This window comes from Streptomyces laculatispora (assembly GCF_017353455.1).
Taxonomy (GTDB): domain Bacteria; phylum Actinomycetota; class Actinomycetes; order Streptomycetales; family Streptomycetaceae; genus Streptomyces; species Streptomyces laculatispora.
The window spans coordinates 1-15503 of sequence record NZ_JAFMPZ010000146.1 but is presented as its reverse complement, the minus strand read 5'-3'; the positions used below and the strand labels follow the sequence as shown (position 1 = coordinate 15503).

Annotated in this window: 15 protein-coding genes and 5 tRNA genes; 16 read left to right on the top strand and 4 right to left on the bottom strand. The window is 69.5% G+C overall.

The features are described 5' to 3' along the window. Nucleotides 1-2548: sensor histidine kinase (locus J1C73_RS08800; protein WP_207315842.1), on the bottom strand; the 2548-nt coding region annotated here is incomplete at its 3' end. Nucleotides 2549-3133: 585 nt separating this feature from the next. On the opposite strand from J1C73_RS08800, the gene J1C73_RS08795 reads away from it, so the two are divergent. The 9 genes from J1C73_RS08795 to J1C73_RS08755 all read left to right on the top strand — a co-directional run bounded on the left by J1C73_RS08795 (nt 3134) and on the right by J1C73_RS08755 (nt 7034). Next, on the top strand, nt 3134-3325 hold the full coding sequence (locus J1C73_RS08795) for a hypothetical protein (protein ID WP_123461874.1): 192 nt from the start codon (nt 3134-3136) through the stop codon (nt 3323-3325). A gap of 87 nt (nt 3326-3412) precedes the next feature. Continuing rightward, complete coding sequence (locus J1C73_RS08790) at nt 3413-4189, top strand: fumarylacetoacetate hydrolase family protein (protein ID WP_123461875.1); 777 nt, start codon at nt 3413-3415, stop codon at nt 4187-4189. After that, nucleotides 4182-5654: a glutamate--tRNA ligase gene (gene gltX, locus J1C73_RS08785; protein ID WP_207315841.1), complete on the top strand. Its 1473-nt coding sequence runs from the start codon at nt 4182-4184 to the stop codon at nt 5652-5654. Before J1C73_RS08790 ends, gltX begins: the two co-directional genes overlap by 8 nt. 86 nt (nt 5655-5740) lie before the next feature. Continuing rightward, complete coding sequence (locus J1C73_RS08780) at nt 5741-6460, top strand: HAD family hydrolase (protein WP_207315840.1); 720 nt, start codon at nt 5741-5743, stop codon at nt 6458-6460. Nucleotides 6461-6547: 87 nt separating this feature from the next. After that, nucleotides 6548-6619 (top strand) — tRNA-Gln (locus J1C73_RS08775). Nucleotides 6620-6645: 26 nt separating this feature from the next. After that, nucleotides 6646-6718 (top strand) — tRNA-Glu (locus tag J1C73_RS08770). A 60-nt stretch (nt 6719-6778) separates the two neighbouring features. Then, nucleotides 6779-6851, top strand: a tRNA-Glu gene (locus J1C73_RS08765). 12 nt (nt 6852-6863) lie between these two features. Further along, nucleotides 6864-6935, top strand: a tRNA-Gln gene (locus J1C73_RS08760). A 26-nt stretch (nt 6936-6961) separates the two neighbouring features. Next, nucleotides 6962-7034 (top strand) — tRNA-Glu (locus tag J1C73_RS08755). A gap of 203 nt (nt 7035-7237) precedes the next feature. Here the strand turns inward: J1C73_RS08755 and ndgR are convergent. Continuing rightward, complete coding sequence (gene ndgR, locus J1C73_RS08750) at nt 7238-7954, bottom strand: IclR family transcriptional regulator NdgR (RefSeq protein ID WP_024490257.1); 717 nt, start codon at nt 7952-7954, stop codon at nt 7238-7240. 174 nt (nt 7955-8128) lie between these two features. Here ndgR and leuC point away from each other — a divergent pair, with 174 nt between their 5' ends. The 4 genes from leuC (at nt 8129) to J1C73_RS08730 (ending at nt 11302) form a co-directional block, all read left to right on the top strand. Beyond that, complete coding sequence (leuC, locus tag J1C73_RS08745; protein ID WP_123461878.1) at nt 8129-9553, top strand: 3-isopropylmalate dehydratase large subunit; 1425 nt, start codon at nt 8129-8131, stop codon at nt 9551-9553. Between the two features lie 5 nt (nt 9554-9558). Then, the gene (leuD, locus tag J1C73_RS08740; RefSeq protein WP_207315839.1) at nt 9559-10152 is read left to right on the top strand and encodes a 3-isopropylmalate dehydratase small subunit; all 594 of its coding nucleotides are present in this window, start codon (nt 9559-9561) and stop codon (nt 10150-10152) included. Between the two features lie 104 nt (nt 10153-10256). Continuing rightward, nucleotides 10257-10484 (top strand): SCO5555 family protein, encoded by a 228-nt coding sequence (locus J1C73_RS08735; RefSeq protein ID WP_123461880.1) that lies wholly within the window; start codon nt 10257-10259, stop codon nt 10482-10484. A gap of 143 nt (nt 10485-10627) precedes the next feature. Next, the gene (locus J1C73_RS08730) at nt 10628-11302 is read left to right on the top strand and encodes an HU family DNA-binding protein (RefSeq protein WP_123461881.1); all 675 of its coding nucleotides are present in this window, start codon (nt 10628-10630) and stop codon (nt 11300-11302) included. Between the two features lie 91 nt (nt 11303-11393). Here the strand turns inward: J1C73_RS08730 and J1C73_RS08725 are convergent, their stop codons facing one another. Then, nucleotides 11394-11597, bottom strand: a complete 204-nt coding sequence (locus J1C73_RS08725; protein ID WP_207315838.1) for a hypothetical protein — start codon at nt 11595-11597, stop codon at nt 11394-11396. A 10-nt stretch (nt 11598-11607) separates the two neighbouring features. After that, a complete protein-coding gene (gene cofC, locus J1C73_RS08720) occupies nt 11608-12291 on the bottom strand; it encodes a 2-phospho-L-lactate guanylyltransferase (protein ID WP_207315837.1) in 684 nt (227 codons plus the stop codon). Between the two features lie 159 nt (nt 12292-12450). Between cofC and J1C73_RS08715 the strand changes: the two genes are divergently transcribed. The 3 genes from J1C73_RS08715 to J1C73_RS08705 all read left to right on the top strand — a co-directional run bounded on the left by J1C73_RS08715 (nt 12451) and on the right by J1C73_RS08705 (nt 15462). Next, entirely contained in the window at nt 12451-13203 is a 753-nt protein-coding gene (locus J1C73_RS08715) for a lysophospholipid acyltransferase family protein (RefSeq protein ID WP_123461884.1), read from the top strand. Further along, a complete protein-coding gene (locus J1C73_RS08710) occupies nt 13200-14210 on the top strand; it encodes an NAD(P)H-dependent glycerol-3-phosphate dehydrogenase (RefSeq protein WP_207315836.1) in 1011 nt (336 codons plus the stop codon). Before J1C73_RS08715 ends, J1C73_RS08710 begins: the two co-directional genes overlap by 4 nt. Before the next feature lie 94 nt (nt 14211-14304). Next, on the top strand, nt 14305-15462 hold the full coding sequence (locus J1C73_RS08705; protein ID WP_207315835.1) for a D-alanine--D-alanine ligase family protein: 1158 nt from the start codon (nt 14305-14307) through the stop codon (nt 15460-15462). The last annotated feature ends 41 nt before the right edge of the window (nt 15463-15503 follow it).

The window sequence follows — 15503 nt, the reverse complement described above, 5'->3', positions numbered from 1 at the left end:
GCCCGCCGTCCTGACGCGGCGGCCCCTGACGCGAGCCGTCCTGCGGCTGCCGGCCCTGCGGACCGGTGCCGGACATCCCGGCGCTCTGGAACCCCGAGTTCTGCTGGCCGGGCTGGCTGTTCTGACCGGGCTGGCCCGGCCGGCCCGGCTGGTTCTGGGACCGGCCGGTGGTGTCCCGGGCGGGCAGCGCCGCCCGCGGACCGGAGCCCGCGCCGACCTGACCGCGGGCGGCACCCGGACCGGCCGGGAGCCGGCCGCCCGGGGCCGACGGAGGACCGTCGAGACCGGGTCGGGGAGCGTTGCCGCCGGCGAGCAGTCCACCGGCGGGCGCGCCGCCGGCGAGCAGGCCGCCGGGAGCGGACTGCTGGCCCTGAGCCTGCTTCGGAACCGGCATCTTGCCGCCGTGCGCGACATCGACCGGGAGCATGACCAGCGCGGTCGTACCACCGGAGTCGGAGGGCCGCAGCTGGATACGGATGCCGTGGCGCAGGGACAGCCGGCCGACCACGAACAGACCCATGCGGCGGGAGACCGAGACGTCCACGGTGGGCGGCGAGGCGAGCCGCTCGTTGATCGCCGCGAGGTCCTCGGGGGAGAGGCCGATACCCGTGTCGTGGATCTCGACGAGCACCCGGCCGTCGGGCAGCGCGTGACCGGTGACCCGGACCTTCGTCTGCGGCGAGGAGAACGACGTGGCGTTCTCCAGCAGCTCGGCGAGGAGGTGCACGAGGTCGTTGACGACCCGGCCGGCGACCTCGGTGGCGGGCACCGCGGCCAGTTCGATGCGCTCGTACTGCTCTACCTCGGAGGCGGCGGCACGGAGCACGTCGACCAGCGGCACCGGACGGGTCCACCGGCGGCCCGGCTCCTCGCCCGCGAGGACGAGGAGGTTCTCACCGTTACGGCGCATACGCGTCGCGAGGTGGTCGAGCTTGAAGAGCGAGGACAGCTGGTCCGGGTCGGCCTCGCGCGACTCCAGCTCGGAGATGAGCGAGAGCTGACGCTGGATGAGGCCCTGCGAACGGCGCGAGAGGTTGGTGAACATCGCGTTGACGTTGCCCCGGAGGAGGGCCTGCTCGGCGGCGAGGCGGACGGCCTCGCGGTGCACGTCGTCGAAGGCCGCGGCGACCTTGCCGATCTCGTCACGGGAGTGCACACCGACCGACTCGACCGAGGTGTCGACGTCCTGCGGGTCGGCCTCGGAGAGCTGCTTGACGAGCTCCGGCAGCCGGTCCTGGGCGACGCGCGTCGCGGTGTCCTGGAGGCGGCGCAGCGAGCGGATCATGGAGCGGGCGACGACGAAGGCGCCGACCAGCGAGACGCCGAGCACCAGCAGGATGAGCGCACCGCTGATGATCGCTTCGCGCTGGGACTGGTCGCGCAGTTCGCGCGCCTTGCCCTCCATGTCGCTGAGGAGCGTCTCCTCGATCTGCTTCATGGCCTGGATCTTGTTGGAGTCCTGGTCGTACCAGTCGAGGTACGAACGCCGGGCCGTCCCGGCCATGCTGGTCGGGCTGTCGAGCACCTTCTTGGCGTAGGTGTCGGCGGCCTTGATCTCCGGGTTGCCCTCGTCCAGGGTGGCGGTCAGCTCGTCCGCGTTGTTGCCGGTGGTCGTGTAGATCGACCCGAATGAGCGACGCGCCAGGTCTTCCTTGCGCAGCGCCGCCAGGCCGAACTGCCGGTCGTTCGAATTGAGGCTCGGCTGCTTGTCGTTGCCGCCCGGCAGCGCCGCGGCGATGATCGCGCGCTGGACCGAGGCGTACTCCTTGGCGGAGGAGAAGGCCGCCAGGGCACGGGTCCGCTTGATCATCTCGGGGCTGCTGGTCGCCTGCGCCATGTCCTGCGAGAGGCTCAGCAGCGAGGTGACCAGCTGGCTGTACGCGTCGACGGTCTGCAGGCTCGGGGTGCCCTTGGCGAACGCCTGCTTGCGGATGTCGCGGATGCCGCCCAGCTGCGAGGCGATCTGCGTGACGCTGGAGTGGATGCTCTCCAGGGCCTCGTCGCCCTCGGTGTCACCGATGTCGTTCGTCGCGGTGAGGAACGCCTTCTTCGCGCGGTCGGTCTTCTTCCGCGGCTCGGTGACCTTGAAGTCGGTGGCAGGCACTCCGTTGGACAGCGGGCCCGCCGACCGGTCGCGCTCCTCCTGGAGCGCCTGGGCCAGCGAGGTCGCCTGCTTGGTCATCCGGGTCAGCAGCTGCATGTGCTCCAGCTGCTGGATGTCGTTCATGGAGTCGTTGATGCGCAGGCCACCCAGGGTGGTCGCCGCGACCACGGGGAGGGCGAGCAGGGAGACCAGACGCGTGCTGATGCGCCAGTTGCGGAGAGCTACCCGCGAGCCCGTGTTGACCGGGCCCTGCGGCTTGAGCGACGTGATCGGATCGGAGCCGCCGCTCGCCGCCGCGCCGGAAGGCTTGGCGCGGTCGGTGGTGTCGCCGGCCGCGGCCGGTCCGGGGTTCTGGGCGTGCTGGGGCGAGGAGCCGCGGTCGGTCCCGCCGCGCGGCTCCTGTTCAGCCGCTGCGCTGCCATCCCTCTTGAAACGTCCCTGCACTAGCGTCGCAACCTCTGGACCAGGCGTTCCCCCCGTCATGGACGGATGGAACGGTGTCGGCGTCGTGGGACGTTGTACCGCCCCATGGTGGTCTTGAGTGACCGGCGTTCTTCCCCTTCCCGCCGCCACTCGGCTCGGCGCTGCGTTGCGCCCCCTGCGCGCCGGCCTGAAACCTGCGGCGGTGCGTGGAATTCCAGCACAGTGGAGGATCTCCAACAAGGGCCAGGTACCGGGCTGTGACCTGGGTGACACGTTGTGATGGCGACGTAACAAGCCGTGGAGCCGGTTCACTGCCATAACGGACTATTGCGGGTGAACCAGGTGAGGGTGATCGGTGTCCCAGACGACATGATCAGGAGCGGAATGGTTCATTCAGTGGTGCAATGTCCGTTTCTCCCGGTCGAGCCGACCGCCCGGATTGGGGTAATTGTCGGGCCCTTGGTGAGCAAACTCACATGATGATCGTCGTCTCTTCCGGGCTCCCGGAGGGAATCGGATGTTTAGCCTGACGCTTTACAGGGATGGCAGAACCGACAACCGGCGCCCCTCCGGGCGGCGCCCCTACCGACAGGGTCCGAACGGCAGATGAAGACGACGATGATGTTCCGCAACATTGCCAACCCCCGGCGCACGACGCTGGCGCACCTCGAGGACGCCGAAGCGCTGCAGACGCCGGAGCGGCCGGAGCACGCGCTCGACCTGCCGACGCAGACGGCCAACCCCCGCCGCACGATCCTCATGGTCGCCCCCGCGGCCGTCACGGCCGCCGCGGAGTAATCCGCGCGGCGTCCCCTCCTCACCCGCGCTAGCCTGGAGCGTCAGTCTTCAGCCAGCCAGCCAGCAAGTGAGGGGCCACAGCTTCCCGTGCGCATCGCCAGGTTCTCCATCGACGGCAATGTCGCCTTCGGCGCCGTCGAGGGCGACGGGCCCGATGGTCTCGTCCTCGACATCATCAAGGGCATCCCGTACGCCGAGTTCGAGCTCTCCGGGACCAAGGTCCCGCTGAACAAGGTCCGGCTGCTGCCGCCCGTGCTCCCCAACAAGGTCGTGGCCATCGGCCGCAACTACGCGGAGCACGCCGCGGAGCTCGGCAACGAGGTCCCCGACGTCCCCGTCGCCTTCTTCAAGCCCACCACCTCGGTGATCGGTTCCGGCGACGCCATCGAGTACCCCTCGTTCTCCGACGATCTGCACCACGAGGCCGAGCTGGCCGTGGTCATCGGCCGGATGTGCCGCGAAGTGCCGCGCGAGCGGGTCAAGGACGTCATCTTCGGCTACACCTGCGCCAATGACGTCACCGCGCGCGACGCCCAGAAGCGCGAGAAGCAGTGGGCCAGGGCCAAGGGCTTCGACACCTCCTGCCCGCTCGGCCCCTGGGTGGAGACCGACCTCGACCCCGGCGACCTCACCATCCAGGCCACGGTCAACGGCGAGCAACGCCAGCTGGGCCGGACGAGCGAGATGATCCGCTCCATCGAGGACCTGGTCGTCCACATCACGGAAGCCATGACGCTGCTCCCGGGCGATGTGATCCTCACCGGCACCCCCGCGGGGGTCGGACCCCTGCACGTCGGCGACGAGGTCGCCGTCACCATCGAAGGCATCGGCACTCTCACCAACAAGGTGATCAAGCGTGGTTAACGGACCGGTCCGTGTACGTTTCTGTCCCTCCCCGACGGGCAACCCCCATGTGGGCCTGGTCAGGACGGCTCTCTTCAACTGGGCTTTCGCCCGGCACCACCAGGGCACCCTGGTCTTCCGCATCGAGGACACCGACGCGGCGCGCGACTCCGAGGAGTCGTACGAGCAGCTCCTCGACTCGATGCGCTGGCTCGGTCTCGACTGGGACGAGGGCCCCGAGGTCGGCGGCCCGCACGCCCCGTACCGCCAGTCGCAGCGCATGGGCATCTACCAGGACGTCGCCGGGAAGCTTCTCGCCGCCGGCCACGCGTACCACTGCTACTGCACGACCGAGGAGCTCGACGCCCGCCGCGACGCCGCCCGCGCCGCAGGCAAGCCGTCCGGCTACGACGGCCACTGCCGCGACCTGAGCGCCGAGCAGAAGTCGGCGTACGAGGCCGAGGGCCGTACCTCGATCGTCCGCTTCCGGATGCCCGACGAGGCGATCACCTTCACCGACCTGGTCCGCGGCGACATCACCGTCCAGCCGGAGAACGTGCCGGACTACGGCATCGTCCGGGCCAACGGCGCCCCGCTCTACACGCTGGTCAACCCGGTCGACGACGCGCTGATGGACATCACCCACGTCCTGCGCGGCGAGGACCTGCTCTCCTCCACCCCGCGCCAGATCGCGCTGTACCGGGCGCTCATCGAGCTGGGCGTCGCCAAGCAGACCCCTGAGTTCGGCCACCTGCCGTACGTCATGGGCGAGGGCAACAAGAAGCTCTCCAAGCGCGACCCGCAGGCCTCGCTCAACCTCTACCGCGAGCGCGGCTTCCTGCCCGAGGGGCTGCTCAACTACCTCTCGCTGCTGGGCTGGTCGATCGCCGAGGACCGCGACATCTTCGACATCGACGAGATGGTCGCCGCGTTCGACATCGAGGACGTCAACGCCAACCCGGCCCGCTTCGACCTCAAGAAGTGCGAGCACGTCAACGCCGAGCACGTGCGCCGGCTCGATGTGAAGACCTTCACCGAGGCCTGCGGCCCCTGGCTGCGCGCTCCGTTCGCCCCCTGGGCCCCGGAGGCCTTCGACGCGGACCTGTTCGCGGCGATCGCCCCGCACGCCCAGACCCGCGTCACGGTCCTCTCGGAGATCACGGCCAACGTCGACTTCCTCTTCCTCGACGAGCCGGTGACCGACGAGGCGTCCTGGGCCAAGGCGATGAAGGAGGGCTCCGACGCCCTGCTCGTGACGGCCCGCGCCAAGCTGGCCGACGCCGAGTGGAACGCGGACGCCCTGAAGAACGCCATCCTCACCGCGGGTGAGGAGCACGGCCTGAAGCTCGGCAAGGCCCAGGCCCCGGTCCGTGTCGCCGTCACCGGCCGCACGATCGGTCTGCCGCTCTTCGAGTCCCTGGAGATCCTGGGCCGCGAGAAGACCCTGGCCCGGGTGGACGCCGCACTGGCGAAGCTGACCGCGTAACGCACGTACGTACACGGGGGCCCGGCGACCGCACACGTGTCGCCGGGCCCCCGTGCGTGTGCCGGGCCGCGGGTAGGCTCGGGCCCATGCCGATCAGAGCCGTCCTCTGGGACGTGGACGACACCCTCTTCGCTCACACGACGGCCTCCGTCCGCGGAATGAGCGGGCACCTCGCGGCCGAGGGCCTGCCCGGCGGATACGGCACGGCCGACGAGGCCGTCGACGCCTGGCAGCGGATCACCCGGCGCCACTGGGAGCGGTTCTCCGCGGGGGAGACCGACTGGCAGGGCCAGCGCCGCGACCGGGCCAGGGAGTTCCTGGGCCGCCCGCTGGCCGACGCCGAGGCCGATGACTGGTTCGAGCGCCACATCACCCACTACGAAGCCGCCTGGGGGCTCTTCCCGGACGCCGTTCCCGTACTCGACGCCCTGGCCGGGACGTACCGGCACGCGGTGCTCTCGAACTCCGCCCTGGCGCAACAGCACCGCAAACTGACCGTGCTCGGGGTGCGCGACCGGTTCGAGTCCCTGCTCTGCGCGGCGGAACTGGGCTTCTCCAAGCCCGACGGCAGGGCGTTCCTCGCCTCCTGCGAGGCGCTGTCGCTGCCGCCGGCGGACGTCGTCTACGTGGGGGACGAACCCGACATCGACGCGGCCGGCGCGACGGCCGCCGGGCTGACCGGGATCTGGCTGGACCGCGGTGGCCGGGGCGGACGCCCCGAACTCGTCCGGATCACGGCCCTGGACCAGCTTCCCGGCCTGCTGGCAGGCGATACCCGTTTTGGAGCGCCGGACACCTTCAGGTAATGTTCTTCCTGCGTCGCCCGAACGGGCCGAAAGAACCGGCCGGGAAACGCAGACAGAATTGAAACCCTTACCGGGGTTGCTTTTCAGTGGGCTATGGTGTAATTGGCAACACTACGGTTTCTGGTACCGTCATTCTAGGTTCGAGTCCTGGTAGCCCAGCGCAAGACAGCACGTTGTAAGAACAAGCCCCCGTTGTGTAGCGGCCTAGCACGCTGCCCTCTCACGGCAGTAGCGCCGGTTCGAATCCGGTCGGGGGTACAGATCCTTCCCGCGAGAACATCTGGGTCGCACCCACGCTCTCGATGCAGGATCGCTAGGGCCCCCGTTGTGTAGCGGCCTAGCACGCTGCCCTCTCACGGCAGTAGCGCCGGTTCGAATCCGGTCGGGGGTACTTGTAACACCATGGGCTATGGTGTAATTGGCAACACTACGGTTTCTGGTACCGTCATTCTAGGTTCGAGTCCTGGTAGCCCAGCGTAAGAAGCAAGTCGCAGTAATCAAGCCCCCGTTGTGTAGCGGCCTAGCACGCTGCCCTCTCACGGCAGTAGCGCCGGTTCGAATCCGGTCGGGGGTACAACAGAGCACCACGCAACGGCCCTTCACTTCGGTGGAGGGCCTTCTGCTTGTGTCCGCAGACCTGTTGGGGCTTGGCCTGCCCGCTGCGGCGGTCCCGCTGCGACCGGTGGGGGGCCCGGTCGACTTCGCTGGGCGAAAAGGGAGTTGAGGAGGCCGCCACGGCGCTGGGGCGGCCGGTTCCGGAAAGGTGGGGCCGTCGGGTCAGCCGGTGCGGCGCAGGGCCTCGCTCAGCCGGGCGGCCGAGTCGATGATGGCCTGGGCGTGCATCCGGCCCGGGTGACGGGTCAGCCGCTCGATCGGCCCGGAGACCGAGACCGCCGCGACCACCCGGTTCGAGGGGCCGCGCACCGGTGCGGAGACCGAGGCGACGCCCGGTTCGCGCTCGCCGATGGACTGGGCCCAGCCCCGGCGCCGTACGCCGGAGAGCGCCGTCGCGGTGAAGCGGGCGCCCTGGAGGCCGCGGTGCAGGCGCTCGGGCTCCTCCCAGGCCATCAGGATCTGGGCGGACGATCCCGCCTTCATGGTGAGCGTGGAGCCGACCGGCACGGTGTCCCGCAGGCCGGACAGCCGCTCCGCCGCCGCCACGCAGATCCGCATGTCGCCCTGCCGGCGGTAGAGCTGAGCGCTCTCACCGGTGATGTCGCGAAGGTGGGTGAGCACCGGTCCCGCCGTGGCGAGCAGCCGGTCCTCGCCCGCCGCCGCCGCGAGTTCCGACAGCCGGGGGCCGAGAATGAAGCGGCCCTGCATGTCCCTCGCCACCATGCGGTGGTGTTCCAGTGCCACGGCCAGCCGGTGGGCCGTGGGTCGTGCGAGCCCGGTCGCCGCGACCAGCCCGGCGAGGGTGGCCGGACCGGACTCCAGGGCGCTCAATACCAGAGCTGCCTTGTCGAGAACGCCGACGCCGCTAGAGTTGTCCATACGACGATACTCGCGTCTCACTCTGTGAAACGCAAGTTCAAATTTCCAGGGAAGTTGCGAACCTGTAGGGGCGGCCCCACAACGGCCCGTAGCCACCGCCCCGCACGGGGATCCGGACGGGGGCGCACCGAATCTCTAGTTGGGCCGGCGACGACGCCGGCCGGAGGGAAAGCGATGGGTAGGACACTCGCGGAGAAGGTTTGGGACGACCATGTCGTCCGGCGCGCCGAAGGTGAGCCCGACCTCCTCTTCATCGATCTGCACCTGCTGCACGAGGTGACCAGCCCGCAGGCCTTCGACGGTCTGCGGCAGGCCGGACGCCCGGTGCGGCGCCTCGACCTCACCATCGCCACCGAGGACCACAACACCCCGACCCTCGACATCGACAAGCCGATCGCCGACCCGGTCTCCCGCGCGCAGTTGGAGACGCTGCGCAAGAACTGCGCGGAGTTCGGCGTCCGGCTGCACCCGCTGGGTGACGTCGAGCAGGGCGTCGTGCACGTGGTCGGCCCGCAGCTGGGGCTGACCCAGCCCGGCACCACGGTCGTCTGTGGCGATTCCCACACTTCCACGCACGGCGCCTTCGGTGCGCTGGCGTTCGGTATCGGCACCAGCCAGGTCGAGCACGTGCTGGCGACCCAGACGCTGCCGCTGGCCCGTCCGAAGACCATGGCGATCACCGTCGAGGGCGAACTGCCCGAGAGCGTCACCGCCAAGGACCTGATCCTCGCGATCATCGCGCGGATCGGCACCGGCGGCGGCCAGGGCTACATCCTCGAATACCGCGGCTCCGCCATCGAGAAGCTCTCGATGGAAGCCCGGATGACCATCTGCAACATGTCGATCGAGGCCGGAGCGCGGGCAGGCATGATCGCCCCCGACCGGACCACCTTCGACTACCTGCAGGGCCGCGACCACGCCCCGCAGGGCGAGGACTGGGACGCCGCCGTGGCGTACTGGAAGACGCTGCGTACCGACGACGACGCGGTCTTCGACGCCGAGGTGGTCATCGAGGCCGCCGAACTGGCGCCGTTCGTCACCTGGGGCACCAACCCCGGCCAGGGCGCGCCGCTGTCGGCCAACGTCCCCGACCCTGCTTCGTACGAGGACGCCTCGGAGCGCAACGCCGCCGAAAAGGCCCTGGAATACATGGGGTTGACCGCCGGACAGCCGCTGCGCGAGATCAACGTGGACACCGTCTTCGTAGGTTCCTGCACCAACGGCCGGATCGAGGACCTGCGCAACGCCGCCGCGATCATGGACGGCCGCAAAGTCGCCGAGGGCGTACGGATGCTGGTCGTCCCGGGCTCCGTGCGGGTCGCCCTGCAGGCCGTCGAGGAGGGCCTGGACAAGGTCTTCAAGGCCGCCGGCGCCGAATGGCGGCACGCGGGTTGCTCGATGTGCCTCGGTATGAACCCCGACCAGCTGGCCCCCGGCGAGCGCTCCGCCTCCACCTCGAACCGTAACTTCGAGGGCCGGCAGGGCAAGGGAGGCCGTACGCACCTGGTCTCCCCGCAGGTCGCCGCCGCCACCGCCGTGCTGGGCCACCTGGCCTCGCCGGCCGACCTGTCCGACGACCGCACGCCCGCCGGAGTCTGAGAATCATGGAAGCTTTCATCGCACACACCGGCCGGGCCGTCCCGCTGCGCCGCAGCAACGTCGACACCGACCAGATCATCCCCGCCCACTGGCTGAAGAAGGTCACCCGGGACGGCTTCGAGGACGGGCTCTTCGAGGCCTGGCGCAAGGACGGGAACTTCGTCCTCAACCGCCCGGAGCGCAAGGACGCCTCGGTGCTGGTGGCCGGACCCGACTTCGGCACCGGCTCGTCCCGCGAGCACGCCGTCTGGGCCCTGCAGAACTTCGGCTTCAAGGCGGTCATCTCCTCCCGGTTCGCCGATATCTTCCGAGGTAACTCGCTGAAGAACGGGCTGTTGACCGTGGTCCTGGACCAGCAGGTCATCGACGCCCTCTGGGAGCTGACGGAGGCCGACCCGAAGGCCGAGATCACGGTCGACCTGGAGGCGCGGCAGGTCCGTGCCGAGGGCATCACCGCCGACTTCGAGCTCGACGAGAACGCCCGCTGGCGGCTGCTGAACGGGCTGGACGACATCAGCCTCACCCTGCAGAACGAACCGGACATTGCGGCCTACGAGGCGACCAGGCCCACCCACAAGCCACGTACAATTAACGCCTGAGCAGCGCATTTCCAGTACTGCGCCCCCTGCCTTCTGGTAGGGGGCGCAGTCGCTTGTTGAGACCCCGTCGGGCGACAACTCGCCCCAGATGGCACAATCGGTGCATGGAACGCGACAGCCAACTCAAGCTTTACGGCCAAGTCGCCGACCAATTGAAGGAAGCGCACTCGCGAGTGCGTGCACTGCAAGTCCCGGAGGGCGTACGGATGGCGCTGTCCCGGAAGCTGCTGGTCGTCACGGCCGCGGCGAAGCACGATCTCCCAGACGCGGCAAGGCGTCTGGACCGGTTGATGAAGGACCTCGATGAGGGCCGATTCCCCGAAGGTGACTGACTCTGCGGAACTGCGCAGCGGTCGACTTCGTTGCGGCACTAGGGTGATTAGCCCGTTTCGTGTTTGATTTGCGGTATATATCTGCCTAACGTGCGAAAAAGCTTGAACACTTTCGTTCTGGCTATGTCTCCGAAGGGGAAGACGTGAACAAGGCGCAGCTCGTAGAAGCGATTGCCGACAAGGTCGGCGGCCGTCAGCAGGCCGCAGACGCCGTCGATGCGGTGCTCGACGCGATCGTTCGTGCAGTTGTCGCAGGTGACCGGGTTTCGGTCACCGGCTTCGGCTCGTTCGAGAAGGTCGACCGCCCCGCCCGCTATGCCCGCAACCCGCAGACGGGTGAGCGCGTACGGGTCAAGAAGACGTCCGTGCCCCGTTTCCGTGCGGGACAGGGCTTCAAGGACCTGGTGAGCGGCTCGAAGAAGCTCCCCAAGAACGATGTGGCCGTGAAGAAGGCGCCCAAGGGCAGCCTCTCGGGCGGTTCTTCCACCCGTACGACGGCCAAGGCCGCCGCCAAGAAGGCCACCGCGAAGAAGGCCGTGGCGAAGAAGGCCACCGCCAAGAAGGCCGTGGCAGCGGCGAAGAAGACCACGGCCACCGCCAAGAAGACCACCGCGAAGAAGACGTCCGCGGCGGCGAAGAAGACCACGGCGGCCGCAAAGAAGGCGACCCCCGCAGCGGCGAAGAAGACGACGACCGCGAAGAAGGCCGTCGCCAGCAAGACCGCGCCCGCCAAGAAGACCACGGCGAAGAAGGCGCCCGCGAAGAAGACCACGGCGCGCAAGACCACGGCCAAGAAGGCCACCGCACGGAAGAAGTGAGACCGAGCAGCACAGGGCTCCTCACACGCGCCGGGCCGGGCTCCCCTCGGGGAGCCCGGCCCGCGGGCTGTTCAGGGCAGGGCCGCAGGGCTCAGAAGGTCTGCAGCGTCACCAGGGTGATCCGCAGCCCGGCGCCCTCGCCGCGGCCCTCGATCCGCACCCGCTGGCCCGGACGCAGCAGCCGCAGGCCGCCGGCGTCGAAGGCCGGGGCGTCGAAATCCACCGGGGTGCCGTCGTCGAGCAGCACGCTGCCGGTGCGCGTCTCGGGGTCGTACGTGTACGAGGTCGCCTGCATGAACGGCAGCCTATCGGTCCATCGCGGGGACCCCCGCGGCCCAGCGCCCCGCCGTGTAGGGGCCCACGCCCAGGGCGAGCGCCGCCCGCAGATCGTCGCCGGTGTCCACGTCCTGGCGGACCGAATCGATGCCGGAAAGCGTGATTTCCGCGGCGCCGGACGCGAGATGCCGGGCCCGGGACGGGCCGCCGAAAGCCGGGCGCAATTCCACTCCTGGCCCAGCGGACAGAAATGTCGTCCCGATTCCCGCCGCATCCGTCACAAATGCCCGGGAAAAAGCGGCTGAGAAATCGAGCACCCGGGCCAATTCCATGTGGCGCAGTGCGGGCAGATCCGCGTTGAGCACGGCGACGGCCGCTCTGGGCCGGGCCGCGCGCACCGCACGCTCACCGTGCGCGAGGGCCGCGTTGAGCCCGGCGGCGGGGGAGTCGGCCACGACGCGGGCGCCGAGGGCCGCCAGCGCGGCGCCGGCCGTCGCGTCGTCCGTGACTACCACCACATCGGCGACGGCCCGGCAGGCCAGCGCGGCGTACACGGTGTCCTGGGCGAAGGCCAGGGCCAGCCGGGGCCGCAACAGGGCGCCGGACGCGGGTACCAGCCTGCTCTTGGCCCGAGCCAGGGGCTTCAACGGGACGACCAGGGACCAGCGGCCGGTCAGGTCGGTGTTCGTGGCAGTCTCCCCCTCGATGCGCATGGCCGCCTATTCTCGCCTGCCGGTGCCACAACCTGGAGGGTCGGTCCCGAAGGCGGGGCGTACGGTGTTCTCGACAGAGCAGGGGCCTGGGGCGAGACTTGACCGTCGGTAGTCAGGCAGCACAGCTCCACAGTCAGGTCCATAGAGAAAGGTGTCCGGGTGTCCCGCCGCAGAATCGGCTTCTGGTACCGCTTGGCAGCGGTCATCGCAAAACCGCCGCTGGTGGTTCTGTTCAAGCGCGACTGGCGGGGGATGGAACACATTCCGGCCGACGGCGGATTTATAACTGCGGTCAATCACAACTCGTATCTGGACCCGCTTTCGTACGGTCACTTCCAGTACAACACCGGCCGGGTGCCGCGGCTCCTCGCCAAGGCGGGGCTCTTCAAGACCCCCTTTGTCGGAATGATGCTGCGTGGCACCGGCCAGATTCCCGTGTACCGCGAGACCACCAACGCGCTGGACGCCTTCCGGGCCGCCGTTGACGCCATCGAGCGCGGTGAGTGTGTCGCCTTCTACCCGGAGGGCACCCTCACCCGCGACCCCGAGATGTGGCCGATGGGCGGCAAGACGGGCGCCGCCCGCGTCGCGTTGATGACCAGGGCCCCGGTGATCCCCGTCGCCCAGTGGGGCGCCAACCTGGCGATGCCGCCCTACGCCACGGACAAGAAGCTGCGCCTGTTCCCCCGCAAGACCCTCCGGGTCCAGGCCGGTCCGCCCGTCGACCTCTCCCGGTTCTACGACAAGGAGCCGACGCCCGAGGTCCTGCGCGAGGCGACCGAGGTCATCATGCTCGCGATCACCGAGCAGCTGGCCGAAGTCCGGGGACAGCAGGCCCCCACCGAGCTCTACGACCACCGCAAGGCCCGCGCGGAACAGCGGCGCAAGTCCGAAGGAGAGGGACCCAAGTGACGCACCCCGTAAAAGCAGCCGTCTTCGGAACCGGCTCATGGGGTACGGCCTTCGGCATGGTCCTCGCGGACGCGGGCTGTGAGGTCACCCTCTGGGGACGCCGCTCCGAGGTCGCCGAGGTCATCAACACGACCCGTACCAACCCGGACTACCTGCCGGGCATCGAACTCCCCGCGTCGGTCCGGGCCACCACGGACGCCGCCGAGGCGCTGCGCGGCGCCGACTTCGCCGTGCTCGTCGTGCCCTCCCAGACGCTGCGCGCCAACCTCGCCGACTGGGCCCCGTACCTGGAGTCCAAGACGGTGCTGGTCTCCATGATGAAGGGCGTCGAACTCGGCACCGCGAAGCGGATGAGCGAGGTCATCGCGGACGTCACCAAGGTCTCCGCCGACCGCATCGCCGTCATCACCGGACCCAACCTCGCCAAGGAGATCGCCGAACGCCGCCCCGCCGCGGCCGTCGTCGCCTGCCAGGACGAGTCCGTGGCGCGCCGCCTCCAGGCCGCCTGCCACACCCCGTACTTCCGCCCGTACACCAACACCGACGTGGTCGGCTGCGAGCTCGGCGGCGCCGTCAAGAACGTCATCGGGCTGGCCGTCGGCATCGCCGACGGCATGGGGCTCGGCGACAACGCCAAGGGCTCGCTCATCACCCGCGGCCTCGCCGAGACCACCCGGCTCGGTCTGGCCATGGGGGCCGATCCGCTGACCTTCTCCGGACTCGCCGGACTCGGGGACCTGGTGGCGACCTGCTCGTCGCCGCTCTCGCGCAACCACACCTTCGGCACCAACCTCGGTCGTGGCATGACCCTCCAGGAGACCATCGCCGTCACCAAGCAGACCGCGGAGGGCGTCAAGTCCTGCGAATCGGTGCTCGATCTGGCACGCCGGCACGGTGTGGAGATGCCCCTGACCGAAACGGTCGTCGGCATCGTCCACGAGGGCAAGCCCCCGATGGTCGCGCTCAAGGAGCTGATGTCGCGCAGCGCCAAGGCCGAGCGGCACTGAGCGGCCGGCGGGGCCACTCGCGGCCGGGTTCACCCCGCCGGACGGCACCGGCGGCGCTGACGCGACCCGTACCAGCAGGTACGCTCATCGCGATATGAGCAGCGAGAACCTCCCCCAGAGCACGGAGCAGCAGCTCCGCAAGCCGCGTGTGGCCGTCGTGTTCGGCGGCCGCAGCTCCGAACACGGCATTTCGGTGGTCACGGCCGGCGCCGTCCTGAACGCCATCGACCGGACGAAGTACGACGTCCTGCCGATCGGCATCACGACGGACGGCCGCTGGGCGCTCACCGCCGACGAACCCGAACGCATGGCCATCACGGACCGGAAGATGCCGGACGTGGCCCAGCTGGCCGAGTCCGACGAGGGCGGCGTGGTGCTCTCCGTCGATCCCGGCAGCCGCGAAGTGGTCTACAGCGAACCCGGCTCGGTCCCCAAGGCGCTCGGCGAGGTCGACGTCGTCTTCCCCGTTCTGCACGGTCCCTACGGTGAGGACGGCACGCTCCAGGGCCTCCTGGAGCTCTCCGGAGTGCCGTACGTCGGCGCCGGAGTCCTCGCCTCGGCGGTCGGCCAGGACAAGGAGTACATGAAGCGCGTCTTCACCTCCTTCGGGCTGCCCGTCGGGCCGTACGTCGTCGTACGCCCCCGCGAGTGGGACCAGGACCCCCAGGCCGCCCGCAAGCGCATCGTGGAGTTCGCCGGCGACCACGGCTGGCCGCTCTTCGTGAAGCCCGCGCGGGCCGGCTCGTCGATCGGCATCACCAAGGTCGACGACCTCTCCGGCCTCGACGAGGCGATCGAGGAGGCCCGCCGCCACGACCCCAAGTTCCTCGTCGAGTCGCTGCTGCGGGGCCGCGAGATCGAGTGCGGGGTGCTGGAGTTCGAGGACGGGCCGCGCGCCAGCGTGCCGGCCGAGATCCCGCCGGTCACCTCGCACGACTTCTACGACTTCGAGGCCAAGTACATCGACGCGGCGTCCGGCGTCGTGCCGGCCCCGCTCACCGAGGAGCAGACCGCCGAGGTCCAGCGGCTCGCCGTGGAGGCCTTCGAGGCGGCGTCCTGCGAGGGCCTGGTGCGTGCCGACTTCTTCCTCACCGAGGACGGCGGCTTCGTCATCAACGAGATCAACACCCTGCCGGGCTTCACCCCGATCTCCATGTACCCGCGGATGTGGCAGGAGAGCGGCGTCGACTACCCGCAGCTGGTGGACCGGCTCATCCAGGCGGCGCTGCACCGGCCGACCGGACTGCGCTGACCCGGTCAACGGCCGGGGACACAGCCTGTAGGGCGTGTGCT

Coding starts and splice junctions, on each gene's coding strand:
- J1C73_RS08780 (WP_207315840.1), top strand. CDS start 5,741: ATGCCGATCAGAGCCGTCCTCTGGGACGTGGACGACACCCTCTTCGCT.
- leuD (WP_207315839.1), top strand. CDS start 9,559: ATGGAAGCTTTCATCGCACACACCGGCCGGGCCGTCCCGCTGCGCCGC.
- J1C73_RS08795 (WP_123461874.1), top strand. CDS start 3,134: ATGAAGACGACGATGATGTTCCGCAACATTGCCAACCCCCGGCGCACG.
- J1C73_RS08735 (WP_123461880.1), top strand. CDS start 10,257: ATGGAACGCGACAGCCAACTCAAGCTTTACGGCCAAGTCGCCGACCAA.
- cofC (WP_207315837.1), bottom strand. CDS start 12,291: ATGCGCATCGAGGGGGAGACTGCCACGAACACCGACCTGACCGGCCGC.
- ndgR (WP_024490257.1), bottom strand. CDS start 7,954: ATGGACAACTCTAGCGGCGTCGGCGTTCTCGACAAGGCAGCTCTGGTA.
- J1C73_RS08725 (WP_207315838.1), bottom strand. CDS start 11,597: ATGCAGGCGACCTCGTACACGTACGACCCCGAGACGCGCACCGGCAGC.
- J1C73_RS08705 (WP_207315835.1), top strand. CDS start 14,305: ATGAGCAGCGAGAACCTCCCCCAGAGCACGGAGCAGCAGCTCCGCAAG.
- leuC (WP_123461878.1), top strand. CDS start 8,129: ATGGGTAGGACACTCGCGGAGAAGGTTTGGGACGACCATGTCGTCCGG.